17 protein-coding genes are annotated in these 16351 nt (G+C 73.2%); 8 read left to right on the forward strand and 9 right to left on the reverse strand.

Features of this window, described 5'->3' with window-relative positions:
• Window positions 1-193 precede the first annotated feature (193 nt).
• From ACZ518_RS30780 to ACZ518_RS30795, 4 genes are all read right to left on the reverse strand, one after another.
• Window positions 194-604, reverse strand: a complete 411-nt coding sequence (locus ACZ518_RS30780; protein WP_469116299.1) for an STAS domain-containing protein — start codon at window positions 602-604, stop codon at window positions 194-196.
• Window positions 605-713: 109 nt separating this feature from the next.
• The gene (locus tag ACZ518_RS30785; RefSeq protein ID WP_469116300.1) at window positions 714-1004 is read right to left on the reverse strand and encodes a hypothetical protein; all 291 of its coding nucleotides are present in this window, start codon (window positions 1002-1004) and stop codon (window positions 714-716) included.
• A gap of 166 nt (window positions 1005-1170) precedes the next feature.
• Window positions 1171-2109, reverse strand: a complete 939-nt coding sequence (locus tag ACZ518_RS30790; protein ID WP_469116301.1) for an NmrA/HSCARG family protein — start codon at window positions 2107-2109, stop codon at window positions 1171-1173.
• Between the two features lie 186 nt (window positions 2110-2295).
• A complete protein-coding gene (locus ACZ518_RS30795) occupies window positions 2296-3093 on the reverse strand; it encodes a crotonase/enoyl-CoA hydratase family protein (RefSeq protein WP_469116302.1) in 798 nt (265 codons plus the stop codon).
• 74 nt (window positions 3094-3167) lie between these two features.
• On the opposite strand from ACZ518_RS30795, the gene ACZ518_RS30800 reads away from it, so the two are divergent.
• Both ACZ518_RS30800 and ACZ518_RS30805 read left to right on the forward strand, forming a co-directional pair.
• Complete coding sequence (locus ACZ518_RS30800; protein WP_469116303.1) at window positions 3168-3515, forward strand: GntR family transcriptional regulator; 348 nt, start codon at window positions 3168-3170, stop codon at window positions 3513-3515.
• 5 nt (window positions 3516-3520) lie between these two features.
• The gene (locus tag ACZ518_RS30805) at window positions 3521-4507 is read left to right on the forward strand and encodes a DUF1648 domain-containing protein (protein ID WP_469116434.1); all 987 of its coding nucleotides are present in this window, start codon (window positions 3521-3523) and stop codon (window positions 4505-4507) included.
• A gap of 15 nt (window positions 4508-4522) precedes the next feature.
• Here ACZ518_RS30805 and ACZ518_RS30810 read toward each other — a convergent pair whose 3' ends face one another.
• The gene (locus tag ACZ518_RS30810; protein WP_469116304.1) at window positions 4523-5095 is read right to left on the reverse strand and encodes a DinB family protein; all 573 of its coding nucleotides are present in this window, start codon (window positions 5093-5095) and stop codon (window positions 4523-4525) included.
• A gap of 110 nt (window positions 5096-5205) precedes the next feature.
• Here ACZ518_RS30810 and ACZ518_RS30815 point away from each other — a divergent pair, with 110 nt between their 5' ends.
• Together ACZ518_RS30815 and ACZ518_RS30820 are read left to right on the forward strand one after the other, a co-directional pair.
• Window positions 5206-5781, forward strand: a complete 576-nt coding sequence (locus tag ACZ518_RS30815; RefSeq protein ID WP_469116305.1) for a PadR family transcriptional regulator — start codon at window positions 5206-5208, stop codon at window positions 5779-5781.
• A gap of 54 nt (window positions 5782-5835) precedes the next feature.
• A complete protein-coding gene (locus ACZ518_RS30820; RefSeq protein WP_469116306.1) occupies window positions 5836-7554 on the forward strand; it encodes an acyl-CoA dehydrogenase family protein in 1719 nt (572 codons plus the stop codon).
• Window positions 7555-7686: 132 nt separating this feature from the next.
• Here the strand turns inward: ACZ518_RS30820 and ACZ518_RS30825 are convergent, their stop codons facing one another.
• Both ACZ518_RS30825 and ACZ518_RS30830 read right to left on the reverse strand, forming a co-directional pair.
• Window positions 7687-8352: a response regulator transcription factor gene (locus tag ACZ518_RS30825; protein ID WP_469116307.1), complete on the reverse strand. Its 666-nt coding sequence runs from the start codon at window positions 8350-8352 to the stop codon at window positions 7687-7689.
• On the reverse strand, window positions 8349-9551 hold the full coding sequence (locus ACZ518_RS30830) for a sensor histidine kinase (RefSeq protein WP_469116308.1): 1203 nt from the start codon (window positions 9549-9551) through the stop codon (window positions 8349-8351). Before ACZ518_RS30830 ends, ACZ518_RS30825 begins: the two co-directional genes overlap by 4 nt.
• 132 nt (window positions 9552-9683) lie before the next feature.
• Between ACZ518_RS30830 and ACZ518_RS30835 the strand changes: the two genes are divergently transcribed.
• Window positions 9684-10670 carry an SDR family NAD(P)-dependent oxidoreductase gene (locus tag ACZ518_RS30835; protein WP_469116309.1) on the forward strand — a complete coding sequence of 329 codons (987 nt, stop codon included), beginning with the start codon at window positions 9684-9686 and terminating at the stop codon, window positions 10668-10670.
• A 76-nt stretch (window positions 10671-10746) separates the two neighbouring features.
• Window positions 10747-11223, forward strand: coding sequence for an anthrone oxygenase family protein (locus tag ACZ518_RS30840; protein ID WP_469116310.1), 477 nt, complete (start codon window positions 10747-10749; stop codon window positions 11221-11223).
• Window positions 11224-11290: 67 nt separating this feature from the next.
• Here the strand turns inward: ACZ518_RS30840 and ACZ518_RS30845 are convergent, their stop codons facing one another.
• Window positions 11291-12439: a baeRF2 domain-containing protein gene (locus ACZ518_RS30845; protein WP_469116311.1), complete on the reverse strand. Its 1149-nt coding sequence runs from the start codon at window positions 12437-12439 to the stop codon at window positions 11291-11293.
• Window positions 12440-12639: 200 nt separating this feature from the next.
• Window positions 12640-14829, reverse strand: coding sequence for a catalase/peroxidase HPI (katG, locus tag ACZ518_RS30850; RefSeq protein ID WP_469116312.1), 2190 nt, complete (start codon window positions 14827-14829; stop codon window positions 12640-12642).
• Window positions 14830-15152: 323 nt separating this feature from the next.
• Between katG and ACZ518_RS30855 the strand changes: the two genes are divergently transcribed.
• Together ACZ518_RS30855 and ACZ518_RS30860 are read left to right on the forward strand one after the other, a co-directional pair.
• Window positions 15153-15845, forward strand: coding sequence for a UdgX family uracil-DNA binding protein (locus ACZ518_RS30855; RefSeq protein ID WP_469116313.1), 693 nt, complete (start codon window positions 15153-15155; stop codon window positions 15843-15845).
• A gap of 94 nt (window positions 15846-15939) precedes the next feature.
• Window positions 15940-16263, forward strand: coding sequence for a plasmid stabilization protein (locus ACZ518_RS30860; protein WP_469116314.1), 324 nt, complete (start codon window positions 15940-15942; stop codon window positions 16261-16263).
• Window positions 16264-16351: the final 88 nt, after the last annotated feature.

Consider the following 16351-nt stretch of genomic DNA (forward strand, 5'->3'; position numbering starts at 1 on the left):
GAGCCCTCCGGGTGGTGTTGCCGCAGTATTGCGCCACCTGACGCCGCGTGTGGAGGGCTCTGACCTGCTGTTTCGCCGGGGAAGTGGCAAGATCCGCCACTACGGCGCCCACCATGTGGACGGCACTGCGGTCACGATGCGAACGGCGGCCCGCCGCCCCTCCCGGCAGGTGCGGGAGGCGGCGGGCGACGGCTCACCCGCCGGCCGGCACCCGGCCCGAACCGGACTCCGTCAACTCGTGCGCGCGCTGCGCGCGTTCCGCGAGCAGCCGGCGGAAGCCCGGCGTCGCGTACCGGTCGGCGGTGGCCGACGCGGGACCGGGCAGGCCCGCGATCCGGGCCATCAGCTCACGCGGCTGCGGCTGCCAGCCGACGACCAGGACCCGCAGGCCCCGGTCCTCCGCGCGCCGGTGCAGGTCCAGCAGGTGGAGCAGGCCGCGCGCGGTCATGAGCGGGACTCCGTGCAGATCGACCATGAGGACCCGCTCGCCGGGGGTGACGTGCTCCAGCGCCTGCCGCAGGGCCGCGCCCGACTCTTCGTCGAGCTCTCCGCCGGCGCTGACCAGGACGGTGGTCCCGCGGTACTGGACGTCCGTGGTGATCAATACGTTCCCCTTTCCATCACCCGCGCGGGCGACGGGCCCGCGGGGCCCCATCCTGGCGCGGCGCCGGGCGGAGCGGGTAAGAGGCTCGCTGACGTTCCGCCGCGTTTTGTCAGGTTTCGCTCAGGACGGGCCGGGCGGTGGCGCGGCCCCGGAACCGGCCGGCGTCAGCGTGCGGCCGCCCGCCCGCCAGGGTCGTGGTGCCCGGGCCGCGGACGGAGTCGAGGACGGTGTCGTGCAGGCGCCTGCTGGCGTATCCGTTCGGGCACGGGACGGGACTTCCCGCCACCGTCTGCCAGGGGGAGCCGGCCCCCTGGCGGACGGTCACGTACGCCAGGCCGTCGGACCAGTCCGTGCGGACCTCCAGCTCCCCCGTCAGGACACCCGCTCCCGTCGTCCGCACGCCGCCCCCTCCCGCGACGACGGATCGAGTCGTCCACGAAGCCCAGCCCATGGCGTCGCCTTCCTTCCGCTGCGGCGTACGGCACCTCGGCCGGGGCCGTCACCGCTCTCGGTCGGCGCGTGCCCCGGCCGCCGGGCGGCAAACCTCGCGGCGCCGCCGGGCCCGGTCAGAACCGGTCGCGGTGGGCGGCCAGCCAGGTGGCGAAGTCCTGCAGGGCCGGGTTGATGCGGCGGACGGCGTCCAGGTCCCGGGCGCCGGTGAAGGAGGCCTCGCAGTCGGCGTAGAACTGGAACATGTTCCCGGACTCCTCGGCGCCCGGGAAGCCGAGGGCGCGGAAGGCGTCCGGCGTCAGGGGCCGGTAGTGGACCGGCCGGCCGAGGGACTCGGTCATGGCCGCCGCCATGTCGGCGAGCCGCAGGTGCTCGCCGGCGATGCTGATGGTGGCGGCGACGAAGTCCGCGCCGCCCTTGAAGATGGCGTGCGCGGTCTTGCCGATGTCCTCGACGGCGATGCCGGCGAGCCGCTTCTCACCCATCGGGAAGAGCAGCTCCAGGCTGCCGTCCTCCGCCGTGTGGGGCGCGAAGGCACCCAGCAGGTTGTCCCAGTAGAAGGTGGACCGCAGGAAGGTGACGGGCACGCCCGCGTCGAGGAAGTACTGGTCCGCCTCCGCCTTGCCGTCGAAGTGCGGAACCTTGTACTGGCCCTGGAGCGTCGGCATCCGGTCGTCGTCGACCGGAATGCAGTGGCGGGTGTCCTCCAGGGTCGACCAGATCGCGTGCTGCACGCCCGCGTGGCCGGCCGCCCGGGCGAGGGCCGCCGCCTGCCGCTTCTCGTGCGCGGCGTCCATGTCCTCCCAGAAGTTGGTCACCAGGAACGCCCCGTACACCCCTTCGAACACGGGCCCCAGGCTCGCCTCGTCGTCCAGGTCGGCCGCCACCACCTCCGCCCCGAGCCGCTCCAGCTCCCGCGCCCGGTCCGAGCCGGGGTCGCGCGTCACGGCGCGCACGGCGAACTCACCGTCCCGGTCCTCCAGGACCGACCGGGCCAGGGAGCCTCCCTGCTGCCCGGTCGCGCCGAACACCGCGATCGTCCGCTTCCCGGTCATCGCCGTCACCCACTCCCGCACGCGTTCCGCGCCCCCGCGGGGGCGTTTCCCTGCGAACCTACGGGCGGCGGGCCGGAGCCGCCGACGCCACACGCCGGGCCCGCCCGTATGGCCGTACGGACGCGCGGAGGGCAGCTGCCCGGCGAAGCGGGGCTCCGTCCTGCGGCCCGCCGCCTTCGAGGCCGGTCAGCCGGTGAAGGAGCCGTGCCGGCCCGCCCCGGAGGCGAAGCGTGCGGCGCCCGAGAGAGTCTCGCCCGCCCGCAGCGGGACCATGCCGTGCCGCAGCTCGGCGGCCAGCGCCTCGGACTCGGGCAGGCCGTGCTGCTCCCGTACGGACAGCCGGTCGTGGCGCAGGCACAGCTGGGGGAACGCGGCGATCTCCCGGGCCAGTTCCTCCGCGGCCTCCCGGGCCCGCCCCGGCGGTACGAGGCGGTTGGCGAGCCCCATCGCGTAGGCCTCGGCGGCGGGCACCGGACGGCCCGTCAGGATCAGGTCCATCGCCCGGCTCTCGCCGATCAGCCGCGGCAGCCGCACCGTGCCGCCGTCGATCAGCGGTACCCCCCACCGGCGGCAGAACACCCCGAAGACCGCGTCCTCCTCGGCCACGCGCAGGTCGCACCACAGGGCCAGTTCCAGCCCTCCGGCCACGGCGTGCCCGGCGACGGCAGCGATGACCGGCTTGGTCAGCCGCAGCCGGGTCGGCCCCATCGGGCCGTCGCCGTCGGGCTCCACCCGGTTCCCGCTCCCGGTGCCGACGGCCTTCAGGTCGGCACCCGCGCAGAAGGTCCCGCCCTCGCCCCACAGCACCGCAACGGAGGCCTCCGCATCGGCCTCGAACGCCCGGAACGCGTCGGCCAGCCCGGCGGCGGTGGGCCCGTCCACGGCGTTGCGGGCGGCGGGGCGCGACAGCACCACGGTCGTCACGGGCCCGTCGCGTTCGACACGGACTGCGGGGGCGGCAGGGGCGGCAGGCGGTTTCGTCATGGCGGCATTCTCACGCGGCCGGTGGTCCCGCGGCCAGAGGCATTGGAGACAATGGTGCTATCGTCATTGGCACCATGTTGCTGAGACTGAACACCACGGACGGCCGCCCGCTGCACGAGCAGGTGGCCGGCGCGGTCCGGCGCGCCATCGCCGACGGCGAGTGCGGTCCGGGGGACCGCCTCCCCTCCGCACGGGACCTGTCCCTGGCGCTGGGGGTCAACACCAACACGGTCCTGCGCGGCCTGCGCGCCCTGCGCGACGAGGGCGTGCTGGAGTTCCGGCGGGGGCGGGGCGTGACCGTGGCGGCGGGGGCGGACCGGCGGTCCGCGCTGGTCGACCGGGTGCGCGAACTCGTCGGTGAGGCCGCGCACTTGGGGTACAGCAGGACCGATCTCATCGAAATGATCAGGGGGTTGCCGTGACCGGCGTGAAGGACGTGACCGGTGTGAAGGGCGCGGAAGGGCGGGGGGCTCCGGGCCCGTGGTCCGCCGCGATCTGGGTGGCGGGGCCGTCCGCGGTGCTCCTCGCACTGCCCTGGGCCGCGAGCGGCCGGCTGCCGGAGCGGCTGGCGACCCACTGGGGCGGGGGCTCCGGCGGGCCGGACGGCTCGATGCCGCTGTGGGCCGCCGCGCTGTTCCCGGCCCTCATCTGGACGGCCCTCGCACTGCTGACCGTAGCCGTCGCCCGGTCGCGCGTGGCCGGGACGGCGTACGCCGCGCTGCCCGCCGGAGCCGTCTTCCTGGTCGGCGGGCAGGCCTGGATCGTCCGGGCGAACCTGGACCGTACGGACTGGCACCAGGCGCGTCCGGTGAACCTCGGGGTCGCCGTGACGGTCGCGGTGGCGGCCGTCGCGGGACTGGCCGGCTGGCTGGCGTTCCGGAGCCGCTCCACCCCGGCACCCCGGCCGGCGGGAACCGCGCCGGGCATGGAGATACCGCACGGCGAGACCCTCGCATGGCTCTCCCGCACGGCGAACCCCTGGCTCCTGGCCCTCGCGGCCCTGACCGGAGCCGGCGCGCTCGCCGCCGCACTGGCCGCCGTGGCGGGCCTGGTCGCACCGTCGTGGGCGCTCATCGCGCCCCTGGCGCTCACGTCCGTCGTGGTGCTGGCGTGCTCCTCCGTACGGGCGCGCGTCGGCGAGCGGGGCCTCGAAGTGGCCTTCGGCCCGCTGGGCCTGCCGGTCCGCCGCTGGCGCGCCGAGGACATCGAGTCGGCGCGCGCGGAGCACCGGACCCCCGCGCAGGTCGGCGGCTGGGGGTACCGGCTCAGCGGCAAGGGGACGACGGTGATGCTCCGGTCGGGCGAATGCCTGGTCATCCACCCCCGCCGGGGTGCCGACTTCGCCGTCAGCGTCGGCGACGCCGAGCGCGGCGCCGCCCTGCTCAACTCCCTGATCGCCCGCAGCACCCACTGAGCCTGAGCCCTGCGGTCACTGGCCGACCCGGCCGTCCACGCACTCGCGCAGCAGGTCGGCGTGGCCGCAGTGGCGGGCGTACTCGTCGATCCGGTGCACCATCAGTTCCCGGATCGCGATGCCGTCCTTCCCCACCCGCGCGCCCAGGTCGGGGAACGCAGCCAGCGCGGCGTCCATCGCCGCCTGCTCCCGCTCCAGGTCGGCATACGCGGCGTCGACGACGGCCTGCTCGGCGACCGCCCCGTGGAAGTCCGCGTCGCGGGCTCCGTAAAGCTTCGGCAGCGGTTCGGCGTCGGTGATCCAGTTGCGCCAGTCCCGCTCCACCTCGGCGAGGTGCCGGATCAGCCCGAGCAGCGACATCGTCGACGGCGGCACCGACCGGCGGGCCAGCTGCTCGGGATCCAGACCCTCGCACTTCATCCGCAGGGTCAGGCGGTAGTCCGTCAGGAAGTCCAGCAGCGTCTCCAGTTCGCCGTCCGGACTGTTGCCGCCGTGCTTGTTCCGGGGGTCGTCGTCCGGGTCCGCCCACATGTCGGGGTACGTGGTCGCCTGGGTCCATCGCGCGGGTTGATCACTCATACGGCCCATGATCACGGGCCCCGAGGCAGGGCCGCCACCGAATTGCCGGCGGGTGAGCCGCGTCTCACCCGGGCTCCGGCACTTGTCTATGCAACGAGTTGCATAAGAGGATCGGGGGCATGGCGCTCGACCACGCGATCCTCGTCTCCCTGCTGGAGATGCCCGGCTCCGGGTATGAACTGGCCCGGCGGTTCGACCGGTCCATCGGGTACTTCTGGACCGCCACCCACCAGCAGATCTACCGGGTACTGGGCCGTATGGAGCGCGACGGGCTGCTCACCGTGCGCACGGTGGCGCAGCAGGGCCGGCCGGACAAGAAGGAGTACTCCGTCGCCGGCCCCGGCCGGTCGGTGCTCTCCCGGTGGCTGCACGAGCCGATCGAGCCCGAGAGCATGCGCCACGACCTCGCCGTCAAGATCCGCGGCGCCGCCTTCGACGACCCGGCCGCGCTGATCCGCGAGGTCGAACGGCACCACCGGGTGCACGGCGAGCGGCTCGCGCACTACCTCGCCGGGGAACTGCGCGACTTCACCGGCCCCGAGGCCCCCGCCCCGCTCGACGCCGGGCAGGAGCTCCAGCACGCCGTACTGCGCGGCGGCATCGCGTACGAGCGGATGACGATCGCCTGGCTGGACGACGTCCTGGCCACCCTGCACCGGCTCGGCGCGGCCCCGGCCGCGGCCCCGCCCGCCTGAACCCGCAGACGTACGCGCACCACCCACCATCCACTCCCCGGAAGGCGACCCCTCATGGCCGACTCCCTGCTCTTCAACCCGCGCACCTACGACCCCGCGCACTTCGACCCCGAGACCCGCCGCCTGCTGCGTGCCACGGTCGACTGGTTCGAGGAGCGCGGCAAGCGCAAGCTGATCGAGGACTACCGCTCCCGCGCCTGGCTCGGGGACTTCCTCGCCTTCGCCGCCAAGGAGGGCCTGTTCGCCACCTTCCTCACCCCGGCCTCGGCCGCCGGACGGGAGGACCAGCGCTGGGACACCGCCCGGATCGCCGCCCTCAACGAGATCCTCGGCTTCTACGGCCTCGACTACTGGTACGCCTGGCAGGTCACCATCCTCGGCCTCGGCCCCGTCTGGCAGAGCGAGAACGCCGACGCCCGCGCCCGTGCCGCCGAACTCCTCACCCAGGGCGAGGTGTTCGCGTTCGGCCTGTCCGAGCGGACCCACGGCGCCGACATCTACTCCACGGACATGCTGCTGGAGCCCGACGGCGACGGCGGCTTCCTCGCCACCGGCTCCAAGTACTACATCGGCAACGGGAACGCCGCCGGGCTCGTCTCCGTCTTCGGCCGCCGCACCGACGTCGAGGGCCCGGACGGATACGTCTTCTTCGCCGCCGACAGCCGCCACCCTGCCTACCACCTCGTGCAGAACGTCGTCGACTCCTCCAAGTACGTCAGCGAGTTCCGCCTCGACGCCTACCCGGTGTCCCCGCAGGACGTCCTGCACACCGGCCGTGCCGCCTTCGACGCCGCCCTCAACACCGTCAACGTCGGCAAGTTCAACCTCTGCACCGCCTCGATCGGCATCTGCGAGCACGCGATGTACGAGGCCGTCACCCACGCGCAGAACCGCGTCCTGTACGGCCGCCCCGTCACCGCCTTCCCGCACGTGCGCCGCGAACTGGCCGACGCCTACGTCCGCCTCGTCGGCATGAAGCTCTTCAGCGACCGCGCCGTCGACTACTTCCGCTCCGCCGGCCCCGACGACCGCCGCTACCTCCTCTTCAACCCGATGACGAAGATGAAGGTGACCACCGAGGGCGAGAAGGTCATCGACCTCATGTGGGACGTCATCGCCGCCAAGGGCTTCGAGAAGGACACCTACTTCGCCGAGGCGGCCGTCGAGATCCGCAGCCTGCCCAAGCTCGAGGGCACCGTCCACGTCAACCTCGCGCTGATCCTCAAGTTCATGCGCAACCACCTGCTGGAGCCGGTCGACTACCCGGCCGTGCCCACCCGGCTCGACGCCGCCGACGACGACTTCCTCTTCCGGCAGGGCCCGGCCCGGGGCCTGGGCTCCGTGCGCTTCCACGACTGGCGGCCCGCGTTCGACGCGTACGCCGACGTGGCCAACGTGGCCCGTTTCCGCGAACAGGCCGACGCCCTGTGCGAGTTCGTCGCCACCATCGCCCCCGACGAGGCGCAGAGCCGCGACCTCGACTTCCTCCTCTCCGTCGGGCAGCTCTTCGCCCTGGTGGTGCACGCCCAGCTGATCCTGGAGCAGGCCCGCCTGACGGACCTGGACCCGGACGTCCTCGACGAGCTGTTCTCCGTCCTCGTCCGCGACTTCTCCGGCCACGCCGTCGAACTGCACGGCAAGGACTCCGCCACCGAGGCGCAGCAGGCCTGGGCCCTGGGCGCCGTACGCCGTCCGGTCGTCGACGAGGCCCGCGCGGCGCGGATCTGGCAGCGCGTCGAGGCGCTGTCCGGGTCGTACGAGATGGCCCCGTAGGACCTGTCCGGCCGATCACCGCGGAGCCACGTCACGAGGGCTGCCGCGGTGATGGGACGGCGCCCCCGTCTGCGTGGTCCCCGACAACCTGTCCGCCCACCTGCGCCGGCGAATCCGCAGGTGGGCCGTCGGTCACTCCGGGGTGATGCCGGTGAGGACGGCGAGAACCGCGAGACGGATGCGGTTGTCCCGGCCCGTCTTCGCCATGAGGCTGGCCACGTGCGTCTTGACCGTGGTGACCCCGAGATGCAGCCGGTCGGCGATCTCCTTGTTGGACAGGCCCACGCCCAGCAGTCCGAGTACCTCCCGTTCGCGCGGGGTGATGGCCGATACCGCGGTGTCCTTCGGGGTGTCCGACGGTGTGTCGGAGGACGAGCGGGTGTGGAGCGCCTGGGCCACGAGGCGGTCGAGTACGTCCCGGCTGAAGGGGGCCTGTCCGCCGGCGGCCCGGCGTACGGCCTCCAGGAGTTCGGCCGGTGGGGTGTCCTTGACGAGGAACCCGCAGGCTCCGGCCGCGAGCGCCGGGTACAGATGGTCGTCGTCGTCGAACGTGGTGAGGGCGACGACCCGGGTGGCAGGGCGCACGGTCAGGATGCGGCGGGTGGCCGTGATGCCGTCCGTGCCGGGCATCCTCAGGTCCATGAGAACGACGTCGGGAGCGAGGCGTTCGGCCAGTCGTACGGCCTCCGCGCCGCTGTCCGCCTCGCCCAGGATCTTGATGTCCTGCGCTTGCTCGAAGAGCATGCGCAGTCCCATTCGGACGAGCTGCTGGTCGTCGACGACGAGGATACCGATCACGGCTGGGGCTCCATGTGGCTTTCGAGGGCGGGTAGTTCGGCCGAGAGCCGCCAGCCTCCGGCTGCGGGGCCCACGTCCAGCCGGCCGCCGAGCAGGTCCACGCGTTCGCGCATGCCGATCAGGCCGTGTCCGGAAGGGCCGGGGGCCGGTGTCCGGGTCTTTCCGGCCCCGTCGTCGTGGATCGACACGTGGACGGCGTCGTCGGCCACCCGAACGGCCAGCTCGGCCCGTGCGCCCGGCCCGCCGTGCTTGGCCGCGTTGGCCAGGCCCTCCTGGGCCAGGCGGAGGACGGCGAGGCCGCGCACCGCGTCGAGCCGCGCGACAAGGGGATCCACGGAAGCGGTCACGGTCAGGCCGGTCTGGCGGCTGTGTTCCACCACCGACTCCAGTGCCGCCGGCAGGGCCCCGGGCGCGACCAGGGAACCGATGTCGCGGTGGGTGCGGTCCGGGGAGCGCAGAACGGCCACCAGGCGCCGCAGATCCGTCAGGGCCGCGCCGGCGCTGGCGTGCAGATCGTCGAGGACTTCGGTGATCCGCGGGTCGGTCGTGGCGGTGGTGCCGGGCGCGGCCGTGACGTGCCGGGCGACACCGACGCGCAGCACCATGGAGGAGACGTGGTGGGCGACAAGGTCGTGCAACTCGCGCGCGATGGTGGTGCGCTCCGCTGCGCGGGCGGCCAGGAGGCTCTGTTCGGCGCGGAGTTCCTGCTGCTTCGCGTACTCCCGCGCGTGCAGCGCGGCGTCGCGGGTCACGCGTACGTACGAGCCCATGAGCAGCGGCACGCCTGCGACGATGCACATCTTGTAGAGGATCGGGAGGAAACCGCCGGGCAGCTCTTCGAAGCGGTTCACGGCGATGGTGAGCGTCAGTGCGGCCGCCCCGGCCGCGAGGCGGCGCCCGGACTGCTGGACCGCCAGCTCGAAGAGGGTGACGGCGGCCAGGACCTTCAACGAGGAAACGGTGCCGGAGCCCAGCGCGTGTGCGACGACGAGCAGGCACGACTGTGCCAGGAGCGAGCCGAACACCCACCTGCCCGCGACCAGGCACAGCACCAGGCCGGCCGCGGTCAGGCCCCAGTCCCTTGTCCCGGACGGCTGTTGAAGCAGCAGGGAGTAGCCGACCAGTACGCTGGCGAGCGCCAGGATCCGTAAGGTGGCGAATCTTCTGTCGAACGCAAGCTCGATCCAGGGTCGGTTCACCCCTCTCACGATAGGTGTTCGCCGACGCGCCCGGGGTCCTGCCGTGGGAGGAGGCCACCTCCTCCCACCGGCCGCGATGTCCGTCCCGTGGAGGGAGTCGGGAACCCCGTGTGGCCTGCGAGCGTGATCGCCATGGATACGGAAGCGAACACGAACCCGAACACGAACACGCGTACTGACACGAGTGCCGACGCCGACGCGCAGTCCGCGACCCTGGGGCGGCGGTCCCTCCTCGGCGGGGCGGCGGCACTGGGGCTGGGCGGCGCGGCTTTCGGCACCACCGCCCACGCGGCCGGCACCCCGTCGGCGTCCCGCGCCAAGGCGGGCCGCTTCCAGGGGAAGTCGGTCCTCGTCACGGGTGCCACGTCCGGCATCGGCCGGGCGGCGGCGAAGGCGTTCGCCGCGGAGGGCGCCCATGTCGGATTCTGCGGTCGACGAGCCGAGCTGGGGCGCCAGGTGGAACGGGAGATCCGGGACGCGGGCGGTGAAGCGACCTACGTACAGGCCGATGTGCGCGTGGACGCCCAGGTGCGCGCCTTCGTGGACCGGGTCGCGAGCCGTTACGGCGGCATCGACGTGGCCTTCAACAACGCCGGGATCGGCGGCGGCAGACTGCCCCACGAGATGAGCGTCGAGGAGTGGGACGACGTCCAGGCGACCAACGCGCGGGGCATGTTCCTCGCGGTCAAGTACGAGATTCCGCACATGCTCAGGGCCCAGCGCGGCGTCATCATCTGCACCTCTTCGTCAGCGGCCGAGCAGGCCCGGCCGAACGGTGCCGCGTACACCGCGAGCAAGCGGGCAGTGCAGGGTCTCGTGAAGTCCGCGGCACTCGCGTACGGACCCAAGGGAATCAGGGTCAACGCCCTGTTGCCGGGCACCACCGACACCGCCTTCGTCCGCCCGCCCGGAATCCCGGACGCGGACTGGCTGAAGTACAAGCAGGCGTGGGGCCCGCTCAACGTCGACGGTCTCGAACGGATGGCCGCTGCCGAGGAGATCGCGAGCGCGGTGCTCGGCCTCGCGTCCGACGATTTCCCCTACATGACGGGTGCCTCGATCGCCGTGGACGGCGGAAGCACCGCGGGCCGCAGAATGATCCAGCCGAGCGGTGCCTGAGGCGCGCCGTCGAGGCAGCGGCACACAGCTCACGCCCTCCGTCACTCGCCGCACCAGACCCACAGAGGTGCTCCGCATGCTCATCCGACTCATCAAGGGTCTTGCCCTGCTCTCCACCGGCGCGCTCGCGGGCGCGTTCGGCTACGGCGCGGCCAATCTCGTCCCCACGTTCGACGCCGTACCGCTCGAGATGAGGCTGTCCTTCCACGCCCGGCTGATGGAGATGAACGGCATCACCATGCAGGGCGCCATGGCGCTGTCCGCACTCAGCGCCGCGACGCTCGCCGTGATGACCCGCGGCACCCCGCGGTGGCTGGCCGGCGGTGCGGGGCTGCTGGTACTGGCCTCCTTCCTGATAACCCGGCTCGGCAACGTCCCCATCAACGGCCGGATCAAGGAGTGGGCCGTCACCTCGCCGCCCGTCGATCACGCCGAGATCCTCGACCGCTGGGAGATCTTCAACCACGCCCGCACCGGCACCGCGTTCGCGGCGTTCGCCCTGCTGATCCTCCTGGTCCTGCGCCGACCCGGCATCGAGCACGACGCGAACTGACCGGCGCAGCGCCGGCGGGTGGGCGACGAGCCGGGCGCCGGGCGGCCGCTCCGCCCCGCGGGGCCCGTCACACCGTCCAGCGCAGCACCGCCCCCAGCCCGCCCGCCGGGCCCGGCATGCCCGCCGGTACGACGAGCACTTCGCAGCCGGCCGCCGCCGCGGAGCGCAGCAGCGCGTCGTCCGCGCGCGCCCGTACGGGTTTGCCGACGCCCATCGCCTTCGCCTGGCCGCGCTGCACCGCGACCTGGTCCACGCTGGGACCGACCCACACCTCGCGCCCGGCGTCGGAGCCCTCCGGCCCGAGCAGCAGGGTCGCCACCTGGTGGCTGCGTACGGCGTCCACCACCGCCGGCATGCCCTCGGCGGCCTGGCCCGGCCCGGTGTCCACGGTGGACTCCCGGTGCTCGCCGGGGCGGCCCCGGCCCGTGCGGAACCGTTCCAGGGCGGCTTCCAGCCGCTCGCGGGCGAAGCCCTCGCGCACCCGCGCGATCTCGCGGTCGAGGACCTCCCGGGAGGCCCCCGGCGAGTGCCCGCCGCCGTCGGCCTCGACGGCCACCGCCCGGATCCGCTCGGGCAGCCGGCCGTGGACGGCCCGGCGCTCCCGGGCATCGCCCGCGAGCACCAGCAGACCGGCGCCGCTCCCGGGCCACTGCCGGGACAGCTCGGCGGCGATGGCCTCGGCCGTCTCGTTCCAGGCGTTCTCGGCCCGGTTCCGGTAGTGCCACTCGTACCGGTCGGCCGGCACGCCGCGGTGTCCGCGGTCCTGTTCCCGGCCGCCCCGCACCCGGCCCAGGGCCTGACGCCGGGCGCCGTCGCGCAGCTCCAGGTCGGCGCCGGTGCGGTCGACGTACGCCACCAGGCAGGCCGGCTCCTCGCCGCGCAGCCCGGCCAGCGGGGCGATGTGCGGCAGCACCGACCAGGTCGCCTCGGTGGCCGCCGGGGCCCGTGCGAGCGGGACGTCCAGCAGGACCTCGGCGCCCGAGGCGAAGAGCGCCCGGCCGGGCGGAGCCCCGCTGACCGGCTCCCCGAGGAGGCGGTTCACCACGGCCCGGACGGTGTAGGCGTCGGCGCCCGCGTCGATCAGCTGTGCGGCGACGGCCCGCTCGCGCAGTGCCCGGATCCGCTGCGCGTCCTCGGTCGCGCGGCTGCCCTCCACGTACACGGAGGCCCAGGGACCGGGGCGGGAGAAGAGCGGTTTGAGGAAGCCGAGTTCCATGACGTCCCCCAAGGGGTTCAGGACGGCTCAAGAGGTCCCCTCCTCCAGGATGCCCCGCCCGCGGGGCGCACGCCCACCGGCCGGGTCCCGTCCCGGCCGGCGGGGGCCGGCCGGGACGGCGGGGCGGACGGCCCCCGCCGGCCGGACGGCCAGACGTCAGGCGGTCAGGCGGTCGGGCCGTCGGGCCGTCGGGCCGTCGGTCACCTGAGGTCGAACCGGTCGAGGGTCATCACCTTGTCCCACGCCGCCACGAAGTCGCGTACGAACTTCTCGCCCGCGTCCTGCGACGCGTAGACCTCGCACAGGGCCCGCAGCTGGGAGTGCGAGCCGAAGACGAGGTCGACCGCGGTCGCGGTCCACTTGACCTTGCCCGTGGCGCGGTCCCGTCCTTCGAACACGTTCTCGTCCGTGGCCGAGGCCGTCCACTCCGTCCGCATGTCCAGCAGGTTCACGAAGAAGTCGGTGGTGAGCGTCTGCGGCCGCCCGGTGAGGACGCCGTGCGGGGACCCCTTGAAGCCGGCGTTCAGCGCCCGCATGCCGCCCGTCAGCACCGTCATCTCCGGCGCGGTCAGCGTCAGCAGGTTGGCCCGGTCCAGCAGGAGCGTCTCCGGCGACAGCTTCTCGCCCGCCCGGAGGTAGTTGCGGAACCCGTCCGCCCTGGGTTCGAGCACGGAGAAGGACTCCACGTCGGTCTGCTCCTGAGAGGCGTCCGTACGCCCCGGCGCGAACGGGACCGCGACCGTGTGCCCGGCGTCCCTGGCCGCCTTCTCGACGGCCGCGCAGCCGCCGAGGACGATCAGGTCGGCGAGGGACACCTTCTTCCCGCCGGTCTGCGCGGCGTCGAAGTCCTGCCGGATCCGGTCGAGGGCGGCCACCGTCTCGGCCACCTCGGATCCGGCGTTGACCTCCCAGTCCTTCTGCGGCGCCAGCCGGATCCGGCCGCCGTTGGCGCCGCCCCGCATGTCGGTGCCGCGGAAGGACGCGGCGGCGGCCCAGGCGGCGGCGGCCAGCTGGGAGACGGACAGCCCCGAGCCGAGGACCCGGGCCTTGAGGTCGGCGATCTCCGCGTCCCCGATCAGCTCGTGGTCGACGGCGGGGACCGGGTCCTGCCACAGCTGGGGCTCGGGGATCCACGGGCCGAGGTAGCGCGAGACGGGCCCCATGTCGCGGTGCAGCAGCTTGTACCAGGCGCGCGCGAACGCGTCCGCGAGCTTGGCCGGGTTCTCGTGGAAGCTCCTTGAGATCGGCTCGTAGACGGGGTCCAGTTTCAGCGAGAGGTCCGTCGTCAGCATCATGGGGGCGTGCCGCTTCGACGGGTCGTGGGCGTCGGGCACCGTCCCCTGGGCCGCGGGATCCGTCGGCGTCCACTGCTGCGCGCCGGCCGGGCTGCGGGTCAGCTCCCAGTCGTACCGGAACAGGTTGTCCAGGTAGCCGTTGTCCCACTTGGTCGGCTCGGTCGTCCAGGCGCCCTCCAGCCCGCTGGTGATCGTGTCGACGCCCACGCCGGTGCCGGACGAGTTGATCCAGCCCAGGCCCTGCTGCGCGATCGGCGCGGCCTCGGGCTCCGGACCGACGTACTCGGGATCGACCGCGCCGTGGCACTTCCCGAAGGTGTGCCCGCCCACGATCAGGGCGACCGTCTCCTCGTCGTTCATCGCCATCCGCCCGAACGTCTCGCGGATGTCCCTGGCGGCCGCGAGGGGATCCGGATTCCCGTTCGGCCCCTCCGGATTGACGTAGATGAGACCCATCTGCACGGCGCCGAACGGGCCGGTGAGCTCCCTGTCACCGCTGTAGCGCTCGTCCCCGAGCCAGGTGTCCTCGGGACCCCAGAAGATCTCCTCGGGCTCCCAGATGTCCTCCCGTCCGAATCCGAATCCGAACGTCTTGAACCCCATGGACTCCATCGCGCAGTTCCCCGCGAAGACGAGGAGGTCGGCCCAGGAGAGCTTCCGGCCGTACTTCTGCTTGACCGGCCACAGCAGGCGGCGCGCCTTGTCGAGGCTCGCGTTGTCCGGCCAGCTGTTGAGCGGGGCGAAGCGCTGCGCGCCGGACCCGCCGCCGCCCCGGCCGTCGGCGATCCGGTACGTGCCCGCCGCGTGCCAGCTCATCCGGATGAAGAGCGGCCCGTAGTGGCCGTAGTCGGCGGGCCACCAGTCCTGCGAGGTCGTCATGACCTCGAAGACGTCCCGCTTCAGGGCCTCGACGTCCAGGCCCGCGAACTCCTTCGCGTAGTCGAAGTCCTCGCCCATCGGGCTGGACCGGGGCGAGTGCTGGTGGAGAACCTGGAGGTCCAGCTGGTTCGGCCACCAGTCCCGGTTCGTCATGGGGCGGGTCGGCGTGGCGGCCGGGGAGGGGATTGCGGGGTTCTCGCTTTCGCTGCCGGACACGTCCGTCCTTCTTCCTGTCTCGGTGTTTCCACCATGCGGGCTGCTTGCTCTCGGCGTCCGTATGGTCGCGCACTGTGACCCGTGCGGCTGACAGAACACGCAGGACACCTCCCCGCGGCAGGAATACGGGGAATCGGCCCCGGTTCCGGCAGGGCCGGACGGGTGAGGGCCGTGACCGGTCCGGAGCGGCCGCTCAGGGCCGGCCGTCCGGGCCGCCGGTTTGGGTCGGGGGCCGTCGGGCAGAAGCCGTCTGCCGCCCTGCGGTCCTGGTCGCGGGGCGGACCGGGCGCACGAGCCGGGTCCACGGCGCGGAGGTGGTGGCGATGGGCGCGGGCACCGGCCCGGAACGGGCCGCCGGACAGGAGTACGACGCCGGGCCCTACCTCCCCGCGAGGGGAGGCATGCGGAACCTGAAGCGGGCGGCCTCCGGCTGCAAGGGGTGCCCGCTCTTCCGGGACGCCACCCAGACCGTCTTCGGCAGCGGCCCCGCCCGCGCGCGGCTGATGCTGGTCGGCGAGCAGCCCGGGGACCAGGAGGACCTGCGCGGCGAACCCTTCGTGGGACCGGCGGGCCGGCTGCTTCGCGAGGCGCTCGACGAGGCCGGGCTCGGCGACGAGGGCGCGTACCTGACCAACGCGGTCAAACACTTCAAGTTCGTCCCCGCCCCGCGCGGCAAGCGCCGGATCCACAAGGCGCCGAGCCTGCGCGAGATGACCGCCTGCCGGCCGTGGCTCCTGGAGGAACTGCGGCTGGTCGCTCCCGACGTGCTGGTGGTGCTGGGAGGCACCGCGGGCAAGGCCCTGCTGGGCTCCTCGTTCCGGGTGGGCGAGCGGCGCGGAGTGCTCGTGCCGATGCCCTCGCCGGCCGGCGAGGGGGCGGGCCCGGCGTCCGGGCAGCTGCTGGCGACGGTCCACCCGTCGGCCGTGCTGCGTTCCGCGGACCGCGGGGCCGCCTTCGCGGGGCTGGTCGCGGACCTGTCGGTGGCCGCCGCCGCACTGGGACGCCCGGGCGGCTGAAACAGTCTGAATGAGCCGCCCGCACCCGGGCAGGCGAATGGTGCGGATCCGCCGGATCCGCCCTGTGAATCCCCATACGAGCCGAGGAGTGACCATGCCTCGCGGATCCAGCCCCAAGCGAGAACGTCAGTACGAGCACATCAAGGAGAGTGCCGAGCAGCGCGGCGAGAGCACGGAGCGTGCCAAGGAGATCGCGGCGCGAACGGTCAACAAGGAACGTGCCCGCTCCGGCGAGGCGAAGACCGCGAGCCGCTCCTCCACCCAGGACACCTCCTCCTCCAAGCGGGGCGGACAGCGCTCGCACAGCGGCTCGCAGGGTCCCACCAAGGAGCAGCTCTACAACGAGGCGAAGCAGAAGAACATCGAGGGCCGTTCGAAGATGGACAAGTCCGAACTGAAGCGCGCCCTCGGTCACTGACGCCCCCCGCTTCGCAGGCCCCGGCCCGGGCAGGCCAGCGCCCCCGCACCGTGTGCTCCGCGACCTACGACACGAGGCGCTTCCGGGG

Source organism: Streptomyces sp. NPDC033966 (assembly GCF_055575955.1).

What these genes read in the sequence shown, in the direction of transcription:
- ACZ518_RS30790 (WP_469116301.1), bottom strand. Translation starts at nt 2,109, where the DNA reads ATGACCGGGAAGCGGACGATCGCGGTGTTCGGCGCGACCGGGCAGCAG.
- ACZ518_RS30815 (WP_469116305.1), top strand. Translation starts at nt 5,206, where the DNA reads ATGGCGCTCGACCACGCGATCCTCGTCTCCCTGCTGGAGATGCCCGGC.
- ACZ518_RS30840 (WP_469116310.1), top strand. Translation starts at nt 10,747, where the DNA reads ATGCTCATCCGACTCATCAAGGGTCTTGCCCTGCTCTCCACCGGCGCG.
- ACZ518_RS30800 (WP_469116303.1), top strand. Translation starts at nt 3,168, where the DNA reads ATGTTGCTGAGACTGAACACCACGGACGGCCGCCCGCTGCACGAGCAG.
- ACZ518_RS30860 (WP_469116314.1), top strand. Translation starts at nt 15,940, where the DNA reads ATGCCTCGCGGATCCAGCCCCAAGCGAGAACGTCAGTACGAGCACATC.
- ACZ518_RS30855 (WP_469116313.1), top strand. Translation starts at nt 15,153, where the DNA reads ATGGGCGCGGGCACCGGCCCGGAACGGGCCGCCGGACAGGAGTACGAC.
- ACZ518_RS30810 (WP_469116304.1), bottom strand. Translation starts at nt 5,095, where the DNA reads ATGGGCCGTATGAGTGATCAACCCGCGCGATGGACCCAGGCGACCACG.
- ACZ518_RS30835 (WP_469116309.1), top strand. Translation starts at nt 9,684, where the DNA reads ATGGATACGGAAGCGAACACGAACCCGAACACGAACACGCGTACTGAC.
- ACZ518_RS30845 (WP_469116311.1), bottom strand. Translation starts at nt 12,439, where the DNA reads ATGGAACTCGGCTTCCTCAAACCGCTCTTCTCCCGCCCCGGTCCCTGG.
- ACZ518_RS30820 (WP_469116306.1), top strand. Translation starts at nt 5,836, where the DNA reads ATGGCCGACTCCCTGCTCTTCAACCCGCGCACCTACGACCCCGCGCAC.
- ACZ518_RS30795 (WP_469116302.1), bottom strand. Translation starts at nt 3,093, where the DNA reads ATGACGAAACCGCCTGCCGCCCCTGCCGCCCCCGCAGTCCGTGTCGAA.